The organism is Pseudomonas sp. TSO6 (assembly GCF_056098905.1).
On sequence record NZ_JBLZWV010000047.1, the window covers coordinates 118,915 to 142,657 of the forward strand.

Genomic DNA, 23,743 nt, shown 5'->3' on the forward strand with positions numbered 1-23,743 from the left:
TCATTTCAGCCACTACACCGCCCGCTTCCACAGGGCAGGAACAAACTTTCAGATTATGGACAGTGCATGAAACTGCTGATCGTCGAAGACCAAGCCCGCACCGGCCAGTACCTGAGCCAGGGCTTGAGCGAGGCCGGCTTCGCCACCGAGCTGGCCACCGATGGCGAAACCGGCCAGTTCCTGGCCCTGACCGGCGACCACGACCTGCTGATCCTCGACGTAATGTTGCCTGGCCGTGACGGCTGGCAGATCCTCCAGGCCGTGCGCCAGGCCGGCCTGGATACGCCAGTACTGTTCCTCACCGCCCGCGATGCCGTCGAGGACCGCGTGCATGGCCTGGAGCTGGGCGCCGACGACTACCTGGTCAAGCCGTTCGCCTTTTCCGAACTGCTGGCCCGGGTGCGCAGCCTGCTGCGCCGTGGCACCAGCCCCAGCCAGGACACCACCCTGAACCTGGCCGACCTGCGCCTGGACCTGATCCGCCGCCGCGCCGAGCGCGCCGGCCAGCGCATCGACCTGACCGCCAAGGAGTTCGCCCTGCTCGAACTGCTGCTGCGCCGCCAGGGCGAGGTATTGCCAAAATCGCTGATCGCCTCGCAGGTGTGGGACATGAATTTCGACAGCGACACCAACGTGATCGAAGTGGCGATCCGCCGCCTGCGCCTGAAAATCGACGACCCGCACCCCAACAAGCTGATCCACACCGTACGCGGCATGGGCTATGTGCTCGAAGAGCGCACGGAATGATGCGCAGGGTTTCCCTCGGCAGCCGTCTGGCCCTGTTGTTCGCCGCCTGCACCGCCGCCGTTTCGCTGGGCGCCGGCGTGTTGTTCAACCGGGCCAGCGAGCAGCACTTCGTCGAACTCGACCAGCAACTGCTGGACTCGCGCCTGTCACTGTTCCGTACGCAACTGGCTGGCATCACCACCCCAACCGAGCTGCAGGCACGGCTGCCCGCCCTGCACGATGAGCTGAGCCACCAGGCCGACCTGGCGCTGCGCATCAGCGGCAGCGACGGCACCACCTGGTTCGAAAGCCGCACCGGGCTACCGCAGGCACCGCTGCCCGCCGGGCTGGCCACCCTGCATGCACAAGGCACCGACTACCGCAGCCTGGCGGTGCACCTGGCGCAGGGCGCCGTGCAGTCGCCACAACTGGCCCTGTACCTCGACATTACCCACCACCAGCATTTCCTGCAGGGCATGCAACGCCTGATCTGGCTGACTGTCGGCCTTTCAGCGCTGGCCACCGCGCTGCTCGGTGCCTGGGCGGTACGCAGCGGCCTGCGCCCGTTACGGCAGATGGGCCAGGTGGCCGCCAGCGTGTCGGCACGCTCGCTCACCACTCGCCTGCCGGTGGCGCAAATGCCCGAAGAGCTGGCCGAACTGGCCACCAGCATGAACGCCATGCTGCAGCGCCTGGACGATGCCTTCCAGCGCCTGTCGGCATTTTCTGCCGACATTGCCCATGAGCTGCGCACGCCGCTGTCCAATCTGCTAACTCATACCCAGGTTACCCTCACCCGCCCGCGCAGCCTTGAGGAGTACCGCGAAGCGCTGCATGGCAACCTGGAAGAACTGCAGTGGATGGCGCAGATGATCAACGACATGTTGTTCCTGGCCAAGGCCGACCACGGCCTGCTGGTACCGGGGCAAGCGCCTTTGGCGTTGCATGACGAGGTGGATGCGCTGCTGGAGTACTACGCGCCGCTGGCCGAAGACAACAATGTGCAGATGCTGCGCAAGGGGGAGGCCGTGTTGCACGGTGACCGGCATATGCTGCGCCGGGCGCTGTCCAACCTGCTGGATAACGCCATGCGCTTTACCCCGGCGGGAGGGCAGATAAGGGTAACGCTGGCGCCTGGGCCGAGAATCAGCGTGGCCAACACCGGGCCGGCCATCGAGCCAGCTGCTTTGCCGCGGTTGTTCGACCGCTTTTACCGTGTGGACCCGGCACGGCGCGAAGGCAGTAGCGAGCATGCTGGGTTGGGCTTGGCGATTACCCGGTCAATCGTGCAGGCCCATGGCGGGGGCATTCGGGCGGAATGTGAAAATGGGTGGACACGGTTTGTGATCGAGTTCCCTCAGGACCGGTGAAATTGGGGCTGCTTCGCAGCCCATCGCCGGCAAGCCAGCTCCCACAGGACTGCATCAAGCCCGGAGCCTGCGCGGTACCTGTGGGAGCTGGGGCTGCTGTGCTGCCCGCCGACCCCCACAGGTACGCATCAAGCCAAGAGCCTGCGCGGTACCTGTGGGAGCTGGGGCTGCTGTGCTGCCCGCCGACCCCCACAGGTACGCATCAAGCCAAGAGCCTGCGCGGTACCTGTGGGAGCTGGCTTGCCGGCGATGAGGCCCTCGAACCTACCTCAAACCGCCAGGCCAATCGCCGGCTGTACCTGCGACGCCCGGTAAGCCGGGTAAATGGTCGCCAGGAAGCTCATCACCAACCCGGCCGTGCAGATCATCACCACATCGCCCCACTGCAATTGCGACGGCAAGCTGCTGACGAAGTACACGTCCGACGTAAAGATGTGCTGCCCGCTCACCCGCTCCAGCCAACCCACGATCTGGCTGACATTGAACGCCGCAATCACGCCCAGCACGCCGCCGATCAACGTCCCGACCACACCAATCAGGCTGCCCTGGACCATGAACGTGCCCATGATCTGCGCGGGCGTGGCGCCCAAAGTACGCAGAATGGCAATGTCCGGCCCCTTGTCGTTCACCACCATCACCAAGGTGGCAATGATATTGAAGGCCGCCACGGCGATGATCATCATCAGCAGCAGCCCGATCATGGTTTTTTCCATCTTCATGGCGCTGAACAGGCTGCCCTGGGTGTGCGACCAGTCATCGGCGCGGTAGGCATCACCCAGCCCGGCTGCAATCGCCTTGGACACCTGCGGCGCCGCATACAGGTCATGCAGCTTCAGGCGCACGCCCTGCACCTGGCCCGGTGCCCAGCGTTGCATCTCGCCGGCATCAGCCACGTGGATATAGGCCTGCGAACCATCCAGCTCGGCGCCGACCTTGAAGATACCAACCACCGTCAGGCGCTGCATGCGCGGGGTGATACCACCCGGTTCCTTACTGATTTCCGGCACGATCAGGGTCAGTTTGTCGCCGGTGTTCAGGCGGAAGCGCCGCGCGGTCAATTCACCGATTACCACACCGAACTCACCCGGCTGCAGGTCCTGCAGGCGGCCCTGGACAATGTGCTGGCCAACGATCGAGACCTTGCCCTCTTCGGCCGGGTCGATACCGCCCACCTGGATCGGCTGCATCGCACCCTTGTACGACAGCATGCCCTCCATTTCGGTAATCGGCGCAGCCGCCATCACCGCCGGGTTCTGCAAGGCTGCGTCGGCCACTTTGCGCCAGTCGTCCAGCGGCTGCACGCCGAGGATGGCGGCATGCGGTACCAATCCGAGAATGCGCGAGCTCATTTCGCGCTGGAAGCCGTTCATCACCGACAGCACCACGATCATCGCCAGCACGCCCAGCGACAGGCCGATCATCGAGGTCATCGAGATGAACGAGATGAAGTGGTTGCGGCGCTTGGCTCGGGTGTAGCGCGCGCCGATGAAGATGGGCAAGGGTCTGAACATGTACGAAATCACCCAATGAAAACAGGAAAACGGGGCGGCACCTGCCACCCCGAGCAGTCGATCAGATCGCCACCAGGTGGCCGTCGTCGAGCTTCAATACACGGTCCATCTGACGCGCCAGGTTGAGGTCGTGGGTCACCACCAGGAACGCCGTGCGCGACGAACTGGACAGCTCCTGCATAAGTTCCTGGATGCCTTGGGCGGTATGGTGGTCGAGGTTGCCGGTAGGCTCATCGAGCATCACCAGGCCGGGGCGGTTGACCAGTGCCCGGGCAATCGCCACACGCTGGCGCTCACCGCCGGACAGCTCGGCCGGCTTGTGGCTCAGGCGGTGGCCCAGGCCCACGCGCTTAAGCAGCGCTTCGGCACGCTCCCGGGCCTCGGGGATGGGCGTGCGGCCGATCAGCAGCGGCATGCACACGTTCTCGATGGCGGTGAATTCCGGCAACAGGTGGTGAAACTGATAGACAAAGCCCAGCTCACGGTTGCGCAGCAGGCCACGGGCACGTTCACCCAGCGCCGACAGCTCTTCGCCAGCCAGCCAGACACTGCCCTGGGTCGGCCGATCAAGGCCGCCCAGCAGGTTGAGCAAGGTACTCTTGCCCGAGCCGGAGCTACCGACAATGGCCACCCGCTCACCGGCATGCAGCTCAAGGTTGAGCCCGGACAGCACCTTCACCGATTCCGGGCCTTCGTCGTAAGACTTGCCCAGGTTGCGGCAACTCAGAACGGCTTTATCACTCATGCACGACTCACTCATAACGTAGCGCCTCTGCAGGCTGGGTGCGGGCCGCACGCCAGGCCGGGTACAGGGTGGCGAAGAAACTCAGGACCAGCGCCGCACCGCAGACCATGTACACGTCCTGGGACTGGATCTGCGACGGCAGGTAATCGATGAAGTACACGTCGGCGTTCAGGAACTTGTGCCCGATCAGCTTCTCGATGCCGGCGATCGCCGCACTCACGTTCAGCGCGGCAACGATCCCGACCACGGCGCCGATCAGGGTACCGATCACCCCGATCACCGTGCCCTGGACCATGAAGATGAGCATGATCTGCCCGGGGGTGGCGCCCAGCGTGCGCAAGATGGCAATGTCGCCGCGCTTGTCATTGACCACCATCACCAGGGTGGAAATGATGTTGAACGCCGCCACCGCCACGATCAGCAGCAACAGCAGGCCGATCATGGCCTTTTCCATGCGGATGGCCTGGTACAGGTTGCCGTGGGTGCGGGTCCAGTCACGGCTGTAGAATTCCTGGTCACCCAGCTGCTGGGCGATGCTCCAGGCCACGCGCGGCGCCTGGAACAGGTCGTCGAACTTCAGGCGCAGGCCCTGCACCTGGTCGGGCTTCCAGCGGTGCAGGCGGGAAAGGTCGCTGATGTTGGTCAGCCCCAGATAACCGTCGATCTCGCCCGCGCCCACGTGGAAGGTGCCAACCACGGTGAAGCGCTTCATGCGCGGGAACATGCCCGCCGGCGTCACGCTGACCTCGGGGGCGACGAAGGTGAGTTTGTCGCCGATGGCCACACCCAGCTTGGCCGCAGCCTTGTCGCCGATCATGATGCCCCACTCACCCGGCGCCAGCTGGTCGAGGCGGCCTTGCAGGACAAAGTTGTCGATGATCGACACCTCACGCTCGCGGGCCGGGTCGATGCCGTTGAGCAGCACCTTCTGCACCTTGCCATCATGAGTCAGCAGGCCCTGCATCTGGGTGAACGGCGCAACCGCCACCACCTGCGGATTCTGCTTTACTTGTTGGGCAAGGGCAGGCCAGTCGGCAATGGGCTGGCCGCTCTCCAGCGTGGCATGGGGGATCATGCCCAGCACGCGGGTGCGCATTTCGTGGTCGAAACCGTTCATAACCGACAGCACCACGATCATCACCACCACGCCCAGGGCGAGGCCGATCATCGAGGTCAGGGAAATGAACGAGACGAAGTGATTACGGCGTTTGGCACGGGTATAACGCGTGCCTATGAATGCGAAAAGAGGTCTGAACATGTCGGGGCTTGTTCGGATGAAAGGGAACGTCCTTGTGGCGAGGCGCCTACGGCGGCTTTACACTCGGACCACCGCCGCTACCTTGGGTTCGCCATGACGACATTAGACGAAGAAGATCGCCGCGAATACTACCGCATCGAAGATCGGATCGCACTTCAAATCAGCCCCCTCAGCGCGGCCGAAGCCCTTGAGCCAGATGTATTGCAAGATGATTCCCCGCTGTTCAACCTGCTCAGCGAGCTGCACTTGTCCGACTTCGAGTCGCAGCACCTGCTGCGTCAGTTGAGCGACAAGGACCGCACCCTCGCGGCCTTCCTGCGGGCACAGAACAAACGCCTCGACCTGCTCAGCGCAGTCGTTGCCCAGACCCTGCTCGGCGAAGTAGGCCAGCCGCTGCCGGTGGTCCTCTCCGAAGGCGGTATCGAATTCGCGCAGGCGACGCAGATTGCCCCGGGCACCCGGGTAAAGGTGAAGATGGTGCTGATGCCGCGCGCCCATGGCTTGCTGCTGCGCGGCAAGGTCACCCATTGCGACCCCTGCCCCGAGGGCGGCTTCGAGGTCGGCACCGAATTCATCGACATGACCGACGCCCAGCGCCAACTGCTGGCTCGCTACATCCTGCAGCGCCAGCAACAACAACGGCGCCAGCAGCTGGAACAGAACGATCCCGCCTCATGACCCTGTTTTTCTCTGATTTGAAGGAACGAACGTGACCCTGATCTACGGCCATCGCGGCGCCAAGGGCGAAGCGCCCGAGAACACCCTGCACAGCTTCCGCCAGTGCCTGTCCCACGGCGTCACCCGCTGCGAACTGGACCTGCACCTGTCGGCCGACAACGAGCTGATGGTGATCCACGACCCAACCCTCAAGCGCACCACCGGCCGACGCGGCAAGGTGGTCGATCACCCTGCCGCCGACTTGGTGAAGATCGATGCGCGCAACGGCGGCCCGGGCCACGTGCAGCCCTGCCCTATCCCGAAACTGGAAGAGCTGTTCGAGAAATGCCCGTTCGAGCACTGGCAGCTGGAAGTGAAAAGCGCTTCGCGCACCCGCGCCGCCACTACCGTGCTGGCGATTCGCGAACTGGCCCAGCAATACGGCCTGCTGGACAAGGTCACCATCACCTCCAGCTCACGCGAAGTGCTGGGCGCGGCCGTGGAGCTGGTGCCGGACGTGAAACGCGGGCTGGTCGCCGAGTACGCCTGGCTCGACCCGCTGAAGGTGGCACAGAACTACGGTTGCGAGCTGCTGGCATTGAACTGGACACTGTGCACCCCCGAGCGCCTGCTGAAAGCACAGGGCCAGGGTTTGCACGTGTCGGTGTGGACGGTCAACGAACCGGCGCTTATGCGCCGGCTCGCTGACTTTGGCGTGGACAGCCTGATTACAGACTTTCCCGGTTTGGCCAAGACCACCCTCGGGTAGGGTTGAAATCGGTCTCTCCGACCGGCTCAGGCCACCGGTCGGAGCCGCTCAAAAAAGCCGGTTCAGGCCGTCGTAGGCAGCTACCCGGTAGGCTTCGGCCATGGTCGGGTAGTTGAACGTGGTGTTGACGAAGTACTTCAGGTTGTTCAGCTCACCCGGCTGATTCATGATCGCCTGGCCAATGTGGACGATTTCCGAAGCCTGGTAGCCGAAGCAGTGTACGCCGAGGATTTCCAGGGTTTCACGGTGGAACAGGATCTTCAGCATGCCCTGCGGCTCGCCGGCGATCTGCGCACGCGCCATGCCCTTGAAGAAGGCCTTGCCCACTTCATACGGCACCTTGGCCTGGGTCAGTTCCTGCTCGTTCTTGCCGATCGAGCTGATTTCCGGAATGGTGTAGATGCCGGTCGGTACGTCGTTGACGAAGCGCCAGCTGCCGTTGTCGACGATGCTGCCAGCCGCAGAGCGGCCCTGGTCATGGGCGGCACTGGCCAGGCTCGGCCAGCCGATCACGTCACCGGCGCCGTAGATGTTCGGCACGGTGGTGCGGTAAGCCTGGTCAACCTCGATCTGGCCACGACTGTTGACCTTGATGCCGATGTTTTCCAGGCCCAGCTTGTCGGTGTTGCCGGTACGGCCGTTGCACCACAGCAAGGCGTCGGCCTTGATCTTCTTGCCCGATTTCAGGTGCAGGATCACCCCGTTGTCCAGGCCTTCGACGCGCTCATACTCTTCGTTGTGGCGCACGGTGATGTTGTTGTTGCTGAAGTGGTAGCTCAGTGCCTGGGAAATTTCCGAATCCAGGAAGCTCAACAACTGGCCACGGTTGTCCACCAGCTCTACCAGCACGCCCAGGCCGCTGAAGATCGACGCATATTCGCAACCGATCACGCCAGCGCCGTACACGATCAGCTTGCGCGGGGTGTGGCTGAGGCTGAGGATGGTGTCGCTGTCGTAGACGCGCGGGTGGTGGAAGTCGATATCGGCCGGGCGGTACGGGCGCGAGCCGGTGGCAATGATGATGTGCTTGGCGTTGAGCTTTTCCACCACACCGTTCGGGCACACCACTTCAACGGTTTGCTCGTCGGCGAAGCTGCCGGTGCCGAAGAACACATCGACACGGTTGCGGGCGTAGTAGCCGGTGCGCGATGCCACTTGCTTGGAAATCACCTTCTCGGCGCTTTTCAGCACGTCCGGAAACGAGAACCAGCGGGGCTCACCGATGGCCCGGAACATCGGGTTGGTGTTGAACTGCATGATCTGCCGCACCGAGTGACGCAGTGCCTTGGACGGGATGGTACCCAGGTGCGTGCAGTTGCCACCGACTTGGCGACGGTCATCAACCATCGCTACCTTGCGCCCTGCTTTGGCGGCGTTCATTGCCGCGCCTTCACCGGCCGGGCCAGAACCCAGCACCACTACGTCGTAGTTGTAGACAGCCATGCGTACTCCTTCAGAACTGCCCGCAAGCCACGGTCGCTCGCGGGGCGCGATCATGCCGCCGGGGCGTCATGAGAAAATTCGGGTGCAGTCTAATCAAGCGTGAACGCCGCGCACATTAACCCTTGGTCGCGTCGTAGGCCAATTTTGCCCGCACTACATATGGTTCACCCATTCCCTGGCGGCAATCATCCCTGCCTGCGCTTTCAATCGCCTTTCACTGCCCGTTCGAATGCGGGCGTAGCTCGAGAGACGAAGCCACCCTCGGCCCGAGTCACCAATACCGCGGCCAGGCCATGCGCCACGGCATAATCCCAGCCACGCTCAGGGCCAAGGATCAGCAGCAGTGTCGAGTAGCCGTCGGCCTGCAACGCCGAGACATCCAGCACGGTGGCTGCGGCCAGGTCGTGCTGCACAGGGCGCCCGAGACGGGCATCGAAGGTGTGCGAATAGCGCCGGCCATTCTCCTCGAAATAGTGCCGATAGTCACCCGAGGTTGAGACCGAAAGGCCATTGACCGCAATGATCTGCCGGGCGATCTGACGGTCTTCGCGGGGCAATTCCAGGGCGATCCGCCAGGGGCTGCCGTCGGGTTTGCGGCCAACCGCCTTGAGTTCGCCAGTGGCCTCGGCGACAAAACTGGCGACACCCATGGCAAGCAGGCGCGCGGCGATCAAGTCCACGGCATGGCCGGCGGCGATACTGTTGAAGTCGAGCTGCACCGGGGCGTCCTTGCACAGGGCCTGGCCTTGCACATGCAAGTGCCGGTAGCCCACGCGCTGACGAACCTGAGCCAGGGCTTGCGGGTCGGGCACCTGCTCGTGGCGGGCCTGGGGGCCGAAGCCCCACAGGTCAAGCAAGGGTTCAACGGTGAGGTCAAAGGCGCCATCACTCTGCTCGGCCAGTTGCTGGCCAAGGGCAACCAGTTCAAGCATGTCGGGCGGCAGGGCCAGGCACTGGTTGGCGGGCAACTGGTTGAAACGGCTGACGGTGGAATCGCCACGGTAGGTCGAATAGTGCCGGTCGATGTCGCCAAGGATGGTTTCGACCGCCGCCTGCACCTGGGCCGGCGCCGGACCACCGGGCTCGCGGACGTATTGGATGCTGTAGCTGCTACCCATGGTCGGGCCGCCCAGGCGCTCCAGGGTGGGGCCCTGGTTGCAGGCGGTGAGCAGTAGGAGGATGAACAGTAAGGCTGTGCGCAAGGTTCGGGCTCTCGGTTGCCTGCACTGGCCTCATCGCCGGCAAGCCAGCTCCCACAAGTACTGAGCTGAGGCTGACGACTGTGCAGTACCTGTGGGAGCTGGCTTGCCGGCGATGAGGCCAGTACAGACACAGTAGATGCCCGATCAGTTCATCAGGCAAAAAAAACGGGAACCCGAAGGTTCCCGTTTTTTCATTGCCTTACAAGCGAATCAGCGTGGAAACGCTGGCGGGTTCACACCGGCCATGTCTTCCATCACGCGAACCACCTGGCAGCTGTAACCGAATTCGTTGTCGTACCAGACGTACAGGACAACGCGGTTGTCGTTGGCGATGGTGGCTTCAGCATCAACCACACCGGCGTGGCGCGAGCCAACGAAGTCGGTCGAAACCACTTCCTGCGAGCTGACGTAGTCGATCTGCTTGTGCAGTTCCGAGTGCATGGCCGTCTGGCGCAGGTACTCGTTGATCTCGTCGCGGTTGGTGGCCTTTTCCAGGTTCAGGTTCAGGATGGCCATCGAAACGTTTGGCGTCGGCACACGAATGGCGTTGCCGGTCAGCTTGCCCTTCAGCACTGGCAGCGCCTTGGCAGCAGCAGTGGCGGCGCCGGTTTCGGTGATGACCATGTTCAGCGGCGCGGCACGACCACGGCGGCTGCCCTTGTGGAAGTTGTCGATCAGGTTCTGGTCGTTGGTGAACGAGTGAACGGTTTCGACGTGGCCGTTGATGATGCCGTACTTGTCGTTGACCGCCTTCAGCACCGGCACGATGGCATTGGTGGTGCAGGAGGCCGCCGAGATGATCTTGTCATCAGCAGCGATGTCACCGTGGTTGATGCCGTGCACGATGTTCTTCAGCGCGCCCTTGCCAGGTGCGGTGAGGATCACGCGGGCAGCGCCCGGGCAGGCCAGGTGCTGGCCCAGGCCGTCGGCATCACGCCATACGCCGGTGTTGTCGACGATCAGCGCGTTGTCGATGCCGTACTGGGTGTAGTCGACTTCGCTCGGGCTCTTGGCGTAGATAACCTGGATCAGGTTGCCGTTGGCGGTGATGGTGTTGTTGGCTTCGTCGATGGTGATGGTGCCATCGAACGGGCCGTGCACCGAGTCACGACGCAGCAGGCTGGCACGCTTGACCAGGTCGTTCTCGGCGCCTTTGCGCACGACGATCGCACGCAGGCGCAGGCCGTCGCCGCCACCGGTCTTCTCGATCAGGATGCGCGCCAGCAGGCGGCCGATGCGGCCGAAGCCGTACAGGACAACGTCGGTGCCTTTGCGCGCCGAAGCATTCTGCTGGCCAACCACGTCGGCCAGCTCTTCACGGACGAACTGCTCGGCAGTGCGGCCATTGCCTTCCTGCTTGAACTTGTTGGCCAGCTTGCCCAGGTCGACCGAAGCGGCGCCCAGTTTCAGCTCGCTCATGGCCTTGAGCAGGGGGAATGTCTCGTGGACGGACAGTTCGGTTTCGTCGGCTTGACGATGACGCGCAAAGCGGTGCGCCTTGAGGATCGAGATAACCGAACGGTTGATCAGGCTACGGCCATAAATCGAGCTCACCACGTTATTGTTGCGGTAGAGCTGACCGATAAGCGGGATCATCGCTTCAGCCAGAGCTTCACGATCAATCCACTCACCAAGACACTGGTCGGGCTTCTGAGTCACGGGAACCTTCCACATGTAGGGACAGAAAAAAGGGGCTACATTATGACGCCCCGACGCGGAACCGGCAATGAGCGCCTGTCGTAGCGATGCAAGCCAGCGTTCACGCCCTTTCGAGCCTGACAGCCGGCACGCTCACCGGTACAATCGGTGTCTTTGCCGCAACGCTTGGAGTGCAATCTCCCGTGTCAGTTCTGCGCCTACCGCACATGTCGGCCACGGCCGGCAAACAAACCTGGGGTAACCTGCCCGGTGCCGCCCTCAGCCTTGCCATCGCCGAGGCTGCCAGCAACGCTGGCCGCTTCACCCTGCTGCTGACCGCCGACAGCCAGGCCGCCGACCGTCTGGAGCAGGAGCTGCGCTTCTTCGCCCCCGACCTGCCAGTGCTGCCGTTCCCCGACTGGGAAACCCTGCCCTACGACCTGTTCTCGCCACACCAGGACATCATTTCCCAGCGCATCGCCAGCCTGTACCGCCTGCCGGAGCTGAGCCACGGCATCCTGGTGGTGCCGGTCACCACCGCCCTGCACCGCCTGGCGCCCACGCGCTTCCTGCTGGGCAGCAGCCTGGTGCTGGACGTGGGCCAGACCATCGACGTGGAGCAGATGCGCACGCGTCTGGAGGCCAGTGGCTATCGTTGCGTCGACACCGTCTATGAACATGGCGAGTTCGCCGTGCGCGGCGCGCTAATCGACCTGTTCCCGATGGGCAGCAAGCTGCCCTACCGCATCGACTTGTTCGACGATGAGATCGAGACACTGCGCACCTTCGACCCCGAGACCCAGCGCTCGATCGACAAGGTGGATTCGGTGCGCCTGCTGCCGGCACGCGAATTTCCGATGCAGAAAGAGGAAGTGACCCGCTTCAAGGCACGCTTCCGTGAACGCTTCGACGTCGACTTCCGCCGCAGCGCAATCTTCCAGGACCTGGCCAGCGGTATCATCCCTGCCGGCATCGAGTACTACCTGCCGCTGTTCTTCGAAGAAACTTCCACCCTGTTCGACTACCTGCCAGCCGACACCCAGGTGTTTTCGCTGCCCGGTGTGGAACAGGCCGCCGAACACTTCTGGAACGACGTGCGCGGGCGTTATGAAGACCGCCGCGGCGACCTCAGCCGCCCGCTGCTGCCGCCCGCCGAGCTATTCATGCCGGTGGAAGACTGCTTCGCCCGGCTCAAGCAATGGCCGCGGGTGGTGGTCAGCAGCGAGGACATCGAACCGGGCGTGGGTCGCGAGCGCTTCCCGGCCCGCGCCCTGCCCAACCTGGCCATCGAGGCGAAGGCCAACCAGCCGCTGGCCGAACTGGCCAGCTTCCTCGACCAGTTCCCCGGCCGCGTGCTGTTCACCGCCGAGTCGGCCGGCCGCCGCGAAGTGCTGCTGGAGTTGCTGGAACGGCTGAAACTGCGCCCGCACACCGTCGACGGCTGGGCCGACTTCATCACTGGCAGCGAGCGCCTGGCGATCACCATCGCCCCGCTGGACGACGGCCTGGTGCTGGACGACCCAGGCCTGGCCCTGGTCGCGGAAAGCCCGTTGTTCGGCCAGAGAGTGATGCAGCGCCGCCGCCGCGACAAGCGCGGCGAAACCGCCAACGACGCGGTCATCAAGAACCTCACCGAGCTGCGCGAAGGCGCGCCAGTGGTGCACATCGACCATGGCGTGGGCCGCTACCTGGGCCTGGCCACCCTGGAGATCGACGGCCAGGCTGCCGAGTTCCTCACCCTGGAATACGCCGAGAACGCCAAGCTGTACGTGCCGGTGGCCAACCTGCACCTGATTGCCCGCTACACCGGCAGCGACGATGCCCTGGCACCGTTGCACCGGCTGGGCTCCGAGGCCTGGCAGAAAGCCAAGCGCAAGGCCGCCGAACAGGTGCGCGACGTGGCCGCCGAACTGCTCGACATCTATGCCCGCCGCGCCGCGCGCAAGGGTTATGCGTTTGCCGACCCGTCCGCCGACTACGCCACCTTCAGCGCCGGCTTCCCGTTCGAAGAAACCCCGGACCAGCAAACCGCCATCGAGGCCGTGCGGGCCGACATGCTGGCGCCCAAGCCGATGGACCGCCTGGTGTGCGGCGACGTCGGCTTCGGCAAAACCGAAGTGGCCATGCGCGCCGCGTTCATCGCCGTGCACAGTGGCCGCCAGGTAGCGGTGCTGGTGCCCACTACCCTGCTCGCCCAGCAACACTACAACAGCTTCCGCGACCGCTTTGCCGACTGGCCGGTGACCGTGGAGGTGATGAGCCGCTTCAAGTCGGCCAAAGAGGTGGCCGCCGCCGCCGCCGACCTGGCCGAAGGCAAGATCGACATCCTCATCGGCACCCACAAGCTGCTGCAGGACGATGTGCGCTTCAAGGACCTGGGCCTGGCCATCATCGACGAAGAGCACCGCTTTGGCGTGCGCCAGAAGGAGCAGCTGAAGGCCCTGCGCAGCGAGGTCGACATCCTCACCCTGACCGCCACGCCGATTCCGCGCACGCTGAACATGGCAGTGGCTGGCATGCGGGACCTGTCGATCATCGCCACGCCGCCGGCGCGCCGCCTGTCGGTGCGCACCTTTGTCATGGAGCAGAACAAGAGCACGGTCAAGGAGGCGCTGCTGCGTGAGCTGCTGCGCGGTGGCCAGGTGTACTACCTGCACAACGATGTGAAAACCATCGAAAAATGCGCCGCCGACCTTGCCGAACTGGTGCCCGAGGCACGTATCGGCATCGGCCACGGGCAAATGCGCGAGCGCGAGCTGGAACAGGTGATGAGCGATTTCTACCACAAGCGCTTCAACGTGCTGGTGGCGTCGACCATCATCGAAACCGGCATCGACGTGCCCAGCGCCAACACCATCGTCATCGAGCGCGCCGACAAGTTCGGCCTGGCCCAGCTGCACCAGCTGCGTGGCCGGGTCGGCCGTAGCCACCACCAGGCCTACGCCTACCTGCTCACCCCAACCCGGCAAAAGGTCAGCGCCGACGCCGAAAAACGCCTGGAGGCCATAGCCAACACCCAGGACCTGGGCGCCGGCTTCGTGCTGGCCACCAACGACCTGGAAATCCGCGGTGCCGGCGAGCTGCTGGGCGAAGGCCAGAGCGGGCAGATCCAGGCGGTGGGCTTCACCCTGTACATGGAAATGCTCGAGCGCGCGGTCAAGGCGATCCGCAAGGGTACCCAGCCAAATCTGGAGCAGCCGCTGGGCGGCGGCCCGGAGATCAACCTGCGCCTGCCAGCGCTGATCCCCGAGAGCTACCTGCCCGACGTGCATGCGCGGCTGATCCTGTACAAGCGCATTGCCTCGGCCGCCGACGAAGAAGGCCTCAAAGACCTGCAAGTGGAAATGATCGACCGCTTCGGCCTGCTGCCAGAGCCGACCAAGAACCTGATGCGCCTGACCTCGCTCAAGCTGCACGCAGAAAAGCTCGGCATCAAGAAAGTCGATGCCGGCCCCAATGGCGGCAAGCTGGAGTTCGAGGCCGAAACCCCGGTCGACCCGCTGACCCTGATCAAGCTGATCCAGGGCCAGCCCAAACGCTACAAGTTCGAAGGCGCCACCCAGTTCCGCTTCCTGGTGCCGATGGAACGCCCCGACGAACGCTTCAATACCCTGGAGGCGCTGTTCGAGCGCCTGACACCACAGCCTGCCTAAGGAAGATCCATGCGTGCCATCCGTTGCCTGACCCTGCTGCTGGCGCTGTTCGCGCCAGCCGCCTTCGCCGAAGGCCTGTATCAGGTAGAAATGATTCTGGTGCGGCAGAACAGCGTGCCTGCCTTCACCAGCCCGTTTGCCCCGGAAGACTGGAGCGCCGGCGCCCCACGCCTGGCGAAGGACGCCGAGCGCCGCCTGGCGCTGGAAGACGAAGCCACCCGCCTGGAAGCCACTGCCGACTACACCGTATTGATGCACAAGGCCTGGCAGCAGCAGGTGGGCAGCGAACCCAGCCGCATCGCCCTGGGTGAAGGCACCGAACAGTTCGGCCACTTCCCCATCGAAGGCAACCTGAGCATCGCTGAAGGCCGCTTTATCGCGGTCGAGGCCAACTTCTGGGTCAACCAGCTGGACGGCAACGGCAGCGTCCTGCAAAGCGAGCAGTTCAAGCAGAGCAACAGCAACGTCAAGGGCGGCCAGCTGACCTTCCTCGACGGCGGTCACCTGGCGGTGCTGTTGAAGGTGACACCACCGGGCACGCCGAAAATGCCGGTGATGGACCCGGAGATGATGGAGCAGTGATGTGAGCGAGGGCGATGCGCAGCAGCTACTCAGGGCCTATCCGGGCTGGGTCGACTTCATCGAGGCCGGCACGCTGGCACGAGGCCGCAGCTATGCTGCGCAAGCGCGGGCACGCCTCCTGTCGCAGGATGGCGCAACGGTGGAGGCCATCTGCAAGGGCTCGGCAGGTGAGACCTACCAGCAGATAATCCGCCTGGTCGTCAACCATGGGGACCTGCGGGTATTTGGCAAATGCAGCTGCCCAGTCGGGCTCAACTGCAAACACTGCGTTGCGGCGCTGCTGCAATTGCAGGACGGCCCCGACGCCACAGCCCCCCATGAACAATCCGCCCTGTCGCTGCCACCGGACCTCAACCTATGGGTTGAAGCCCTTGAGTCCCCCTCGCAGCCAACGCCTCAAGGGCCAGCGCGCAAGGGCCCGGCAATCTATTACCGCATTCAGGTGGATCACGGGCTCTGGCGGCTTGAGCCAATCAAAGGTACCCGCCAGGCAGACGACACCCTGAAGATCGGCCGCATCACATCGATGCCCGAAATGCTCTACTACACGCCTCGCTACGTCACAGAAGACGATGCGCGGCTGTTGCGCCTGATCGATGCCCGCCGCGAAACGATGGCGGCCACGGTGCAACTGGAAGGCAAACCGGGCGGTGAGCTCTACAGCTATGCCCTGGCCACGGGCCGCCTGCTGTTTGAAGACGACTTGGCGCCACTGGCCCCGGGGCCGGAGCTACATGCCGAGTTCCGCTGGGTCAGGCTGGACAATGGCAGCTACCGTGGCGCCTGGTATCACAATGGTCACGAGCAGTTGCATGCGGTGCCCATCGAGCCCATGCACTATGTTGACCGGCAGCAGCATCTGACCGGCAAGCTGCGCCACGACCTCGACCCCTTCATTGCCAGCCAGCTTGCACGCGCGCCCATCGTGCCCGAGCATCTGGTCATCCCCTTGAGTCATCGATTGAACGCCTTGAACCGTCACGTCCCCACGCCCACTGCCGTGAGCACCGAGCACATCGAAGACATCACGCCAAGAGGGCGATTGACGCTGGGCAGCCTCGAATTCAGCGCCTATATGCCCAAGACCGGGCGTATGCAGCGGCAAATGCAACACCGTGCCGCACTGGCATTCGACTACGACGACCTGCGCGCCAGCGGCACTGACGAAAAGCCGTTGACCCGCCTGGTCGGCAATACCAGCCAGCGCATCCGCCGCCAGCCGCAAGCCGAGCAGGCCCTGCGCAAAGTGTTACGCGACCTGGGCTTCAAGGCCGCTACCCGGCAGAGCAAGGCGCTGCCCGACAGTGCCGGCGAAATGTTCCAACTGCCCGACGACGAAGCCTGGCTGCGCTTCGCCCGTGAGGGCCTGCCACGCCTGCGCCAAGCCGGCTGGAACATAGACGTCCACCGTGACTTCGCCTTCAACCTGCAGGAGGTGGACGACTGGTACGCCACCATCGACGAAGCGCCCGGCCATGAATGGTTCGACCTGGAGCTGGGCATCGTGGTCGACGGCCAGCGTCACAGCTTGCTGCCAATCGTGCTGCAACTGCTACGCAGCAGCCCGGAGCTGCTGCGCCCCAACGAACTGGCCCGGCGCAGTGACGATGAACACCTGCTGATCGACCTGAACCGCGGCCGCCTGGATGCACCGGCGTTGCGCGTCGCCCTGCCCTACGGCCGCATCAAGGCCGTGATGGGCACCTTGGGCGAGCTGTACCTGCACGAAGACACTGCGGGCCCGGCGCTGCGCATGGAGCGCGCCGACGCCGCGCGCCTGAACGACATCGACGGCCTGCACCTGCACTGGGAAGGGGGCCAGCACGTGCGCGATCTGGGCCGCCGCCTGCGTGATGCCCGCGACCTGCAAGTGGCCCCACCCGCCGGGCTGCAGGCCAGCTTGCGCCCCTATCAGCAGCAGGGCCTGAACTGGCTGCAGGCACTGCGGGAGATGGGCACCGGGGGCATCCTCGGTGACGACATGGGCCTGGGCAAGACCCTGCAGGCCCTGGCACACCTGCTGCTGGAGAAAGAGTCCGGGCGCCTGGAAGCACCAGCCCTGGCGGTCATGCCCACCAGCCTGATACCCAACTGGCTGGACGAAGCCCAGCGCTTTGCCCCCGACCTGCGCGTGCTGGCACTGCATGGGCCGGGTCGCAGCAAGCATTTTGCCAAGCTGCATGAATACGACCTGGTCCTGACCACCTATGCCCTGGTGCCACGCGACCTCGAACACCTGCGCGCCCAGGCCTGGCACGTGCTGGTACTGGACGAGGCACAGAACATCAAGAGCAGCACCAGCAAGGCCGCCCTCGCCGTCTGCGAGCTACAGGCCGGCCAGCGCCTGTGCCTGACCGGCACGCCGATGGAAAACAACCTGGGCGAGCTGTGGTCGATCTTCCACTTCCTCATGCCCGGCTGGCTGGGCGATGTCAAACGCTTCAACCAAGACTACCGCACCCCGATCGAACGCCATGGCGACGCTGAGCGGCTGGGCCATCTGGTCACGCGCATCCGCCCGTTCCTGCTGCGCCGCACCAAGGAGCAGGTGGCCACCGAGTTGCCGGCCAAGACCGAGATGGTGCACTGGGTCGAGCTCAGCGACGCCCAGCGCGATACCTACGAGGCCGTGCGGGTGGCCATGGACAAGAAAGTCCGCGACGAAATCGCCCGCAATGGCGCGGCGCGCAGCCAGATCGTCATCCTCGACGCGCTGCTCAAACTGCGCCAGGTGTGCTGCGACCTGCGGCTGGTCAAGGGCGTGGAAAGCAAAGGCAACCAGGCTGACAAGGGCAAGCTGGGCGCACTGCTGGAAATGCTCGAAGAGCTGTTAAGCGAAGGGCGCCGGGTGCTGCTGTTCTCGCAGTTCACCTCGATGCTGGCGCTGATCCAGCAGGAGCTGGAAAAACGCAGCATCCGCTACAGCCTGCTGACCGGTGATACCCGGGACCGTCGCACGCCTGTGCAGCAGTTCCAGCAGGGTGACAGCGAAGTGTTCCTGATCAGCCTCAAGGCCGGTGGCGTGGGCTTGAACCTGACGGCCGCGGACACGGTGATCCACTTCGACCCCTGGTGGAACCCGGCCAGCGAAAACCAGGCCACCGACCGCGCCTACCGCATTGGCCAGGACAAGCCGGTGTTCGTGTTCAAGCTGATAACCCGGGGTACGGTGGAAGAGAAGATCCAGTTGTTGCAGCAGGAAAAAGCGGCGCTGGCGGCCAGCTTGCTGGATGGCGGGCAGGCTGGGCAATGGCGCATGGGCGATGAAGAAATCGAGGCACTGTTTGCGCCATTGCCAGGCAAGCGCGGGCGGTAATTGATTCGGAGTGCAAGCCTTTAGGGAGATTTCGCCTGCAAGATCGAGCGCCGCCCGCGCGGCGCATCGCGAGCTGCGCTCGCTCCTACGTTTGTTTCGGGCCAATCATTCCTTGGGGATTTGCGCGCGAACGCTTTGGCGCATGTCTCGGTATTGCGTCGTATGGACAAGGGGGTCGCGCGCGCCTGTCACAGGCTTGACTGGCCCGAAACAAACGTAGGAGCGAGCGCAGCTCGCGATGCGCCGCGCGGGCGGCGCTCGATCTCGCAGCGAACAAAACCCTCACGACAGGCGCTTCATGCTCAATCGACCAGCTGAGCTTCCTTCAACGCCCCCAACGCCTCCAGCCAGCGGGGCTGCTGGCGATAATCGGTGCGAGCAAACCCTTGCCCGCGCATCCGCGCAATCCGCGGCGATGGCTTGACCTTCATGCGCTGCGCAGCACTCAGTGCCAGCTCTGCTGCCGCCCGGTCATTGCACACCAGGCCCATGTCACAGCCGGCGCTCAACGCCGCCTCGATACGGCTGGCCGCATCACCCACCACATGCGCACCGGCCATCGACAGGTCATCACTGAAGATCACCCCGTCAAAGCCCAGTTCACCGCGCAGGATGTCCTGCAGCCAACGCCGGGAGAAACCGGCTGGCTGGTTGTCGACCTGCGGGTAGATGACATGCGCCGGCATCACCGCCGCCAGTTGCCCGCTCAGGCGCGAAAATGGCACCAGGTCGGCCTGGCGCAATTGCTCAAGGCTGCGCTCATCGGTGGGAATGGCCACATGCGAGTCAGCCTCGGCCCAGCCATGCCCCGGGAAGTGCTTGCCACAGGCAGCCATGCCTGCGGCGTTCATACCGCGAATGAACGCCCCCGCCAGTTGCGTGGCACGCAGCGGGTCACCCTCGAAGGCACGGCTGCCGACCACGGCGCTACGCTGGTGGTCCAGGTCGAGCACCGGGGCAAAGCTGAGGTCCAGGCCAACCGCCAGCACCTCGGTCGCCATCAGCCAACCGCACTGCTCCGCCAGGTATTCGGCGTTGTCATTGTCGGCCAGCGCACGCATGGCCGGCAGGCGCACGAAACCCTGACGCAGGCGCTGCACGCGACCACCTTCCTGGTCCACCGCCAGAATCAGGTCGGGGCGGGTGGCACGGATCGACGCGCACAGCTCACGCACCTGACGTGGGCTGTCGATGTTGCGGGCAAAGATGATCAGGCCGGCCACTTCGGGTTGGCGCAGCAAGTGACGGTCTTCGGCGGTCAGCCATTTACCGGCGATATCCACCATCAGGGAGCCTTGCAGGCTGACGGTCATAGGTAATCCTTCATTGCAGAACGAGAGAAGCCCAATCAGGGCATGCGGCCTCTGCGACCTGCACCGGGCAATGCACCCCGATACGGTCGAACAGGCCAAGCAAGTCAGTGTTGCGCAGGCGTATGCAGCCATGGGACAGCGCTACGCCCATGGGTTCCGTATCCGGGGTGCCGTGCAGGTAGATAAAGCGGCGGAAGGTGTCGACCGCGCCCAGGCGATTGACGCCAGGTTCGCAGCCGCTTAGCCAGAGGATGCGAGTCAGGATCCAGTCGCGGCCGGGGTATTGCGCGTGCAACGCCGGCGACCACACCTCACCCGTCCAGCGCCGCCCGACCAGCACCGCATCAAGCGGCAGGCCCGCGCCGATCTTCGCCCGCACCTGGTGCAGGCCACGCGGCGTGCATCCCGAGCCATTGCGCTCGCCGGCACCGTTGCGCGCCGTGGAAACCGACAGGCGCACGCGCAGCTGGTCACGGGCAAAACCATACAGGCATTGGTCGGCGAGGGAAATGTGCAGCAGGTCGAGATCGGGCATGGGCGCTAGCTTAGCCGAAGCGCCCTGCCCCGCCCAGCCTTCAGGCCTTGGCGGTGATCGCGGTAGTCTTGCTGCGTGGTCGCAGCTGCGCCGTGGCCATGGCCTCGTCGGTGACGCCGCTGTCGGCACGCATGCCTGCGGCCAGGAACGGTACCATCAGGCGCATCACCTGCTCGATCGAGGTGTTGATGCCAAAGTCGGTCTCGGCAATTGCCCGCAGGGCCTTGATGCCGGACATGCTGAAGGCGGCGGCACCCAGCATGAAGTGCACGCGCCAGAACAGTTCCAGTGGCGGAATACGAGGCGCGGCCTCGTTGACCAGCAGCATGTAGCGGCGGAACACTTTGCCGTACATGTCTTCCAGGTAACGCCGCAGGTGGCCCTGGCTCTGGCTGAAGGCCAGGCCCAGCAGGCGCATGAAGATCGACAGATCGTTATTGCTGCGAGGCTGCACGGCCAACGCCTGTTCCACCAGCATCTCCAGCAGCTCTTCGAGGCTGGGCTTGTGCTCCGGTTTGGCCTGGCGCCGCTCCAGCTCGCGCTCGAGGCTGGCGCAGAACGGCCCGAGGAAGCGCGAGAACACGGCCTGGATAAGTGCCTTCTTGGAGCCGAAGTGATAGTTGACCGCCGCCAGGTTGACCCCGGCCTTGCTGGTGATCAGCCGCAACGAGGTCTCAGCGAACCCCCTTTCCGCGAACAGCTGCTCGGCAGCATCGAGAATGCGTTCAACGGTTTCCGATTGGGCCATGACTACTCCGCGTGCTCCGCCAGACAAACAGGTGTTTGAAACATACGTTTCAGGCCTGCTTCTGTCAAGGCTCGGTGACCGGGCGGTCGCCATTTAAAAGCGCCAGGCTGCGGGCTGCAAGCGCCACCGCTCAGGTTTATTGCGCCATTTGGCTTGCAGCGCATCCAGTACTGTATATAATCCCAGTCACTGTACAAAAAGACAGAGCGCTCACCATGTTGAAACTGACGCCACGCCAAGCCGAAATTCTCGCGTTCATCAAGCGCTGCCTCGAAGACAACGGCTTCCCGCCGACACGTGCCGAGATCGCTCAGGAGCTGGGCTTCAAGTCGCCCAACGCCGCCGAGGAGCACCTCAAGGCCCTCGCCCGCAAGGGTGCGATCGAGATGACCCCGGGCGCCTCCCGCGGCATCCGCATCCCCGGCCTGGAAACCAAGGCAGAAGAAACCGGCCTGCCAATCATCGGCCGGGTGGCTGCCGGCGCGCCGATCCTTGCCGAACAGCACATTGAGCAATCCTGCAATATCAACCCTGCCTTCTTCCACCCCCAGGCTGATTATTTGTTGCGCGTCCACGGCATGAGCATGAAGGACGTCGGCATCTTCGACGGCGACCTGCTGGCAGTACACACCTGCCGCGAAGCCCGCAACGGTCAGATTGTCGTGGCCCGCATCGGTGACGAAGTGACCGTCAAGCGCTTCAAGCGTGAAGGCAGCAAAGTCTGGCTGCTTGCCGAAAACCCCGAATTCGCCCCCATCGAAGTCGACCTGAAAGATCAGGAACTGGTGATTGAGGGCTTGAGCGTCGGCGTCATTCGCCGCTGATCCAGGAGGCGTCATGCAGCAGTTCATTCACGCACCCGAGCAAGCCCAGTTGCCCCTGTTCGAAGCATTTCTCGCCCAGCCCGTACTACCGGGCCTGAAAGCCAGCGAACTGGCGCGCAAGAGCAACCAGCCAGAACTGTTCAGCGAATTGTCGCTGCGCGGCGCCCCCGGGCACTGCCAAAGCCTGCTGGCACCGGTATTGCGCGAGTTGAGCGAAGAGGACGAGGCCCGCTGGCTGACCCTGATCGCCCCGCCGTCGAGCCTGACCCAGGCCTGGCTGCGCGATGCAGGCCTCAACCGTGAACGCATCCTGCTGCTGCAGCCTCGCGGCAACCAAACCCCGCTGCAACTGGCCTGCGAAGCCTTGCGCCTGGGCCTCAGCCACACCGTGGTCAGCTGGCTGGGCAACGTCAACGCCACTGCACGCCAGCAATTGCTGCGCGCTGCCAGTGTCGGAAACGCACAAAGCCTGAACATCCGCCTCGGCTGATGTTCAGGCTTTGCCTGTCATTTGAACAAACCTGATGCCCTGCTGCACCTTCAGTGCAGCACGCGCGGCCCTTCATCACGCTCAAGCTCGCCATCCATAAGGCGACCTGCCATCTGCACACCCACGCTGAGCATGGCCTTGGCCACTTCTACATGCTGGCCCTGCAGGAACGCCTTGGCGTCTTCCGAGAAATCCAAGGTTACCAGGGAGCCCTCATCCTCGGCGCGACGCAGTTCGATGCGGCCATCAGGCAACTCGACAATTTCCAGAAAAGACGTAGACATAAAAGGCAGTTCTCCGCGAAAGGCGAATATTGTACCAGCCGTAACGGCTATCAGCACTCACTCAACGCATCGCGGAAACGTCTCACCAGGCCCTTGAGGTTGTTGCGCCAGCTTTCCAGCTCAGCACGCGACAGCGCAGGATGCTCGGGCTCATCGAGATTGACGGCCTGGATCAATGGCTGGGTGACGTCGGTTTTTGGCGCTTTCCTGGCGACCGGTGGTCGGAACAAATCGGCATAAGCACTCAGCATCTGCGCCAGCCAAGTTTCGCGCTGGCGGGCCAATTCCAGCAACTCGGCCACTTCCGGTATGGCGATGCCATTAAGCGCATCGTCGGCCAGCGCCTGCTCGACCGTTGCGACAACCGGCAGTCGGTAGAAGACTCCGATTTCATGGCATAGGCCCAGCAGCGCGCCATACAGGTGAAACAGCGCCGACTCGCGCTCAGCCTGAACCAGGCCTTGGGCGTTCATGGCCTGGCTTTGTTCAGCCTTGGCCATGGACTCGAGGGCGAGACCGGCGAAGAACAGTTTCTGGTTGGTGCGGGTGTAGGTTTCCTGGGCCATTTCTGTGCCCTCCCATCAGGCTGCAAGGCGGATACATGCATCATAAATGATTAGGGCCGCTTTGCGCCCCTTCGCAGCACAAGGCCGCTCCTACAAAGAATCGCGTTCTCTTG

Annotated in this window: 20 protein-coding genes; 9 read left to right on the forward strand and 11 right to left on the reverse strand. The window is 63.9% G+C overall.

From position 1 onward, the window contains the following. The first annotated feature begins 66 nt into the window (after window positions 1-66). Entirely contained in the window at window positions 67-747 is a 681-nt protein-coding gene (cinR, locus tag ACN6NG_RS20975; protein WP_016485658.1) for a two-component system response regulator CinR, read from the forward strand. Continuing rightward, on the forward strand, window positions 744-2,096 hold the full coding sequence (locus ACN6NG_RS20980; RefSeq protein ID WP_474315999.1) for a heavy metal sensor histidine kinase: 1,353 nt from the start codon (window positions 744-746) through the stop codon (window positions 2,094-2,096). The genes cinR and ACN6NG_RS20980 overlap by 4 nt, the downstream gene beginning before the upstream one ends. A gap of 269 nt (window positions 2,097-2,365) precedes the next feature. Here ACN6NG_RS20980 and ACN6NG_RS20985 read toward each other — a convergent pair whose 3' ends face one another. From ACN6NG_RS20985 to ACN6NG_RS20995, 3 genes are all read right to left on the reverse strand, one after another. Then, on the reverse strand, window positions 2,366-3,607 hold the full coding sequence (locus ACN6NG_RS20985; RefSeq protein WP_474316001.1) for a lipoprotein-releasing ABC transporter permease subunit: 1,242 nt from the start codon (window positions 3,605-3,607) through the stop codon (window positions 2,366-2,368). Between the two features lie 61 nt (window positions 3,608-3,668). Further along, window positions 3,669-4,352 carry a lipoprotein-releasing ABC transporter ATP-binding protein LolD gene (gene lolD / locus ACN6NG_RS20990; protein WP_169725112.1) on the reverse strand — a complete coding sequence of 228 codons (684 nt, stop codon included), beginning with the start codon at window positions 4,350-4,352 and terminating at the stop codon, window positions 3,669-3,671. Window positions 4,353-4,359: 7 nt separating this feature from the next. Then, entirely contained in the window at window positions 4,360-5,610 is a 1,251-nt protein-coding gene (locus ACN6NG_RS20995) for a lipoprotein-releasing ABC transporter permease subunit (RefSeq protein WP_016500727.1), read from the reverse strand. A 93-nt stretch (window positions 5,611-5,703) separates the two neighbouring features. Between ACN6NG_RS20995 and ACN6NG_RS21000 the strand changes: the two genes are divergently transcribed. Both ACN6NG_RS21000 and ACN6NG_RS21005 read left to right on the forward strand, forming a co-directional pair. Next, window positions 5,704-6,288, forward strand: coding sequence for a PilZ domain-containing protein (locus tag ACN6NG_RS21000; protein WP_132846168.1), 585 nt, complete (start codon window positions 5,704-5,706; stop codon window positions 6,286-6,288). A 31-nt stretch (window positions 6,289-6,319) separates the two neighbouring features. Continuing rightward, window positions 6,320-7,036: a glycerophosphodiester phosphodiesterase gene (locus tag ACN6NG_RS21005; protein ID WP_016500730.1), complete on the forward strand. Its 717-nt coding sequence runs from the start codon at window positions 6,320-6,322 to the stop codon at window positions 7,034-7,036. Window positions 7,037-7,084: 48 nt separating this feature from the next. Here ACN6NG_RS21005 and sthA read toward each other — a convergent pair whose 3' ends face one another. The 3 genes from sthA to ACN6NG_RS21020 all read right to left on the reverse strand — a co-directional run bounded on the left by sthA (window position 7,085) and on the right by ACN6NG_RS21020 (window position 11,355). Next, a complete protein-coding gene (gene sthA / locus ACN6NG_RS21010) occupies window positions 7,085-8,479 on the reverse strand; it encodes a Si-specific NAD(P)(+) transhydrogenase (protein ID WP_016500731.1) in 1,395 nt (464 codons plus the stop codon). A 203-nt stretch (window positions 8,480-8,682) separates the two neighbouring features. Further along, on the reverse strand, window positions 8,683-9,681 hold the full coding sequence (locus ACN6NG_RS21015; RefSeq protein ID WP_063425192.1) for an FAD:protein FMN transferase: 999 nt from the start codon (window positions 9,679-9,681) through the stop codon (window positions 8,683-8,685). A 210-nt stretch (window positions 9,682-9,891) separates the two neighbouring features. After that, window positions 9,892-11,355: a glyceraldehyde-3-phosphate dehydrogenase gene (locus tag ACN6NG_RS21020; RefSeq protein ID WP_063425190.1), complete on the reverse strand. Its 1,464-nt coding sequence runs from the start codon at window positions 11,353-11,355 to the stop codon at window positions 9,892-9,894. A 167-nt stretch (window positions 11,356-11,522) separates the two neighbouring features. Between ACN6NG_RS21020 and mfd the strand changes: the two genes are divergently transcribed. The 3 genes from mfd to ACN6NG_RS21035 are packed head-to-tail and all read left to right on the forward strand — an operon-like array spanning window position 11,523 to window position 18,870. Further along, window positions 11,523-14,972: a transcription-repair coupling factor gene (mfd, locus tag ACN6NG_RS21025; RefSeq protein WP_258655946.1), complete on the forward strand. Its 3,450-nt coding sequence runs from the start codon at window positions 11,523-11,525 to the stop codon at window positions 14,970-14,972. Between the two features lie 9 nt (window positions 14,973-14,981). Continuing rightward, window positions 14,982-15,554 carry a CsiV family protein gene (locus tag ACN6NG_RS21030; protein WP_063425188.1) on the forward strand — a complete coding sequence of 191 codons (573 nt, stop codon included), beginning with the start codon at window positions 14,982-14,984 and terminating at the stop codon, window positions 15,552-15,554. Between the two features lies 1 nt (window position 15,555). Then, window positions 15,556-18,870 (forward strand): DEAD/DEAH box helicase, encoded by a 3,315-nt coding sequence (locus ACN6NG_RS21035; RefSeq protein WP_474316006.1) that lies wholly within the window; start codon window positions 15,556-15,558, stop codon window positions 18,868-18,870. 302 nt (window positions 18,871-19,172) lie between these two features. On the opposite strand, the gene nagZ is transcribed toward ACN6NG_RS21035, so the two are convergent. Genes nagZ through ACN6NG_RS21050 form a run of 3 tightly spaced genes read right to left on the reverse strand, consistent with a single transcriptional unit; the run spans window position 19,173 to window position 21,466 of the window. Then, a complete protein-coding gene (gene nagZ, locus ACN6NG_RS21040) occupies window positions 19,173-20,171 on the reverse strand; it encodes a beta-N-acetylhexosaminidase (RefSeq protein WP_474316044.1) in 999 nt (332 codons plus the stop codon). 22 nt (window positions 20,172-20,193) lie between these two features. Continuing rightward, a complete protein-coding gene (locus tag ACN6NG_RS21045; protein WP_474316008.1) occupies window positions 20,194-20,718 on the reverse strand; it encodes a L,D-transpeptidase family protein in 525 nt (174 codons plus the stop codon). Between the two features lie 40 nt (window positions 20,719-20,758). Continuing rightward, window positions 20,759-21,466, reverse strand: coding sequence for a TetR/AcrR family transcriptional regulator (locus tag ACN6NG_RS21050; protein WP_016500739.1), 708 nt, complete (start codon window positions 21,464-21,466; stop codon window positions 20,759-20,761). A gap of 215 nt (window positions 21,467-21,681) precedes the next feature. Here ACN6NG_RS21050 and lexA point away from each other — a divergent pair, with 215 nt between their 5' ends. Both lexA and sulA read left to right on the forward strand, forming a co-directional pair. After that, window positions 21,682-22,290, forward strand: a complete 609-nt coding sequence (lexA, locus tag ACN6NG_RS21055) for a transcriptional repressor LexA (protein WP_063425184.1) — start codon at window positions 21,682-21,684, stop codon at window positions 22,288-22,290. A 13-nt stretch (window positions 22,291-22,303) separates the two neighbouring features. Next, entirely contained in the window at window positions 22,304-22,780 is a 477-nt protein-coding gene (gene sulA, locus ACN6NG_RS21060; RefSeq protein ID WP_063425182.1) for an SOS-induced cell division inhibitor SulA, read from the forward strand. Between the two features lie 50 nt (window positions 22,781-22,830). Here sulA and ACN6NG_RS21065 read toward each other — a convergent pair whose 3' ends face one another. Together ACN6NG_RS21065 and ACN6NG_RS21070 are read right to left on the reverse strand one after the other, a co-directional pair. Continuing rightward, window positions 22,831-23,064 carry a hypothetical protein gene (locus ACN6NG_RS21065; RefSeq protein ID WP_004376430.1) on the reverse strand — a complete coding sequence of 78 codons (234 nt, stop codon included), beginning with the start codon at window positions 23,062-23,064 and terminating at the stop codon, window positions 22,831-22,833. 50 nt (window positions 23,065-23,114) lie between these two features. Then, complete coding sequence (locus ACN6NG_RS21070) at window positions 23,115-23,630, reverse strand: DUF6586 family protein (protein ID WP_084967242.1); 516 nt, start codon at window positions 23,628-23,630, stop codon at window positions 23,115-23,117. Between the last annotated feature and the right edge of the window lie 113 nt (window positions 23,631-23,743).

Bases quoted from the DNA above. Each gene is read 5' to 3' on its own strand.
- cinR (WP_016485658.1), top strand. From the start codon at position 67: ATGAAACTGCTGATCGTCGAAGACCAAGCCCGCACCGGCCAGTACCTG.
- ACN6NG_RS20980 (WP_474315999.1), top strand. From the start codon at position 744: ATGATGCGCAGGGTTTCCCTCGGCAGCCGTCTGGCCCTGTTGTTCGCC.
- ACN6NG_RS20985 (WP_474316001.1), bottom strand. From the start codon at position 3,607: ATGTTCAGACCCTTGCCCATCTTCATCGGCGCGCGCTACACCCGAGCC.
- lolD (WP_169725112.1), bottom strand. From the start codon at position 4,352: ATGAGTGATAAAGCCGTTCTGAGTTGCCGCAACCTGGGCAAGTCTTAC.
- ACN6NG_RS20995 (WP_016500727.1), bottom strand. From the start codon at position 5,610: ATGTTCAGACCTCTTTTCGCATTCATAGGCACGCGTTATACCCGTGCC.
- ACN6NG_RS21000 (WP_132846168.1), top strand. From the start codon at position 5,704: ATGACGACATTAGACGAAGAAGATCGCCGCGAATACTACCGCATCGAA.
- sthA (WP_016500731.1), bottom strand. From the start codon at position 8,479: ATGGCTGTCTACAACTACGACGTAGTGGTGCTGGGTTCTGGCCCGGCC.
- ACN6NG_RS21020 (WP_063425190.1), bottom strand. From the start codon at position 11,355: ATGTGGAAGGTTCCCGTGACTCAGAAGCCCGACCAGTGTCTTGGTGAG.
- ACN6NG_RS21030 (WP_063425188.1), top strand. From the start codon at position 14,982: ATGCGTGCCATCCGTTGCCTGACCCTGCTGCTGGCGCTGTTCGCGCCA.
- ACN6NG_RS21045 (WP_474316008.1), bottom strand. From the start codon at position 20,718: ATGCCCGATCTCGACCTGCTGCACATTTCCCTCGCCGACCAATGCCTG.
- ACN6NG_RS21050 (WP_016500739.1), bottom strand. From the start codon at position 21,466: ATGGCCCAATCGGAAACCGTTGAACGCATTCTCGATGCTGCCGAGCAG.
- lexA (WP_063425184.1), top strand. From the start codon at position 21,682: ATGTTGAAACTGACGCCACGCCAAGCCGAAATTCTCGCGTTCATCAAG.
- sulA (WP_063425182.1), top strand. From the start codon at position 22,304: ATGCAGCAGTTCATTCACGCACCCGAGCAAGCCCAGTTGCCCCTGTTC.
- ACN6NG_RS21065 (WP_004376430.1), bottom strand. From the start codon at position 23,064: ATGTCTACGTCTTTTCTGGAAATTGTCGAGTTGCCTGATGGCCGCATC.
- ACN6NG_RS21070 (WP_084967242.1), bottom strand. From the start codon at position 23,630: ATGGCCCAGGAAACCTACACCCGCACCAACCAGAAACTGTTCTTCGCC.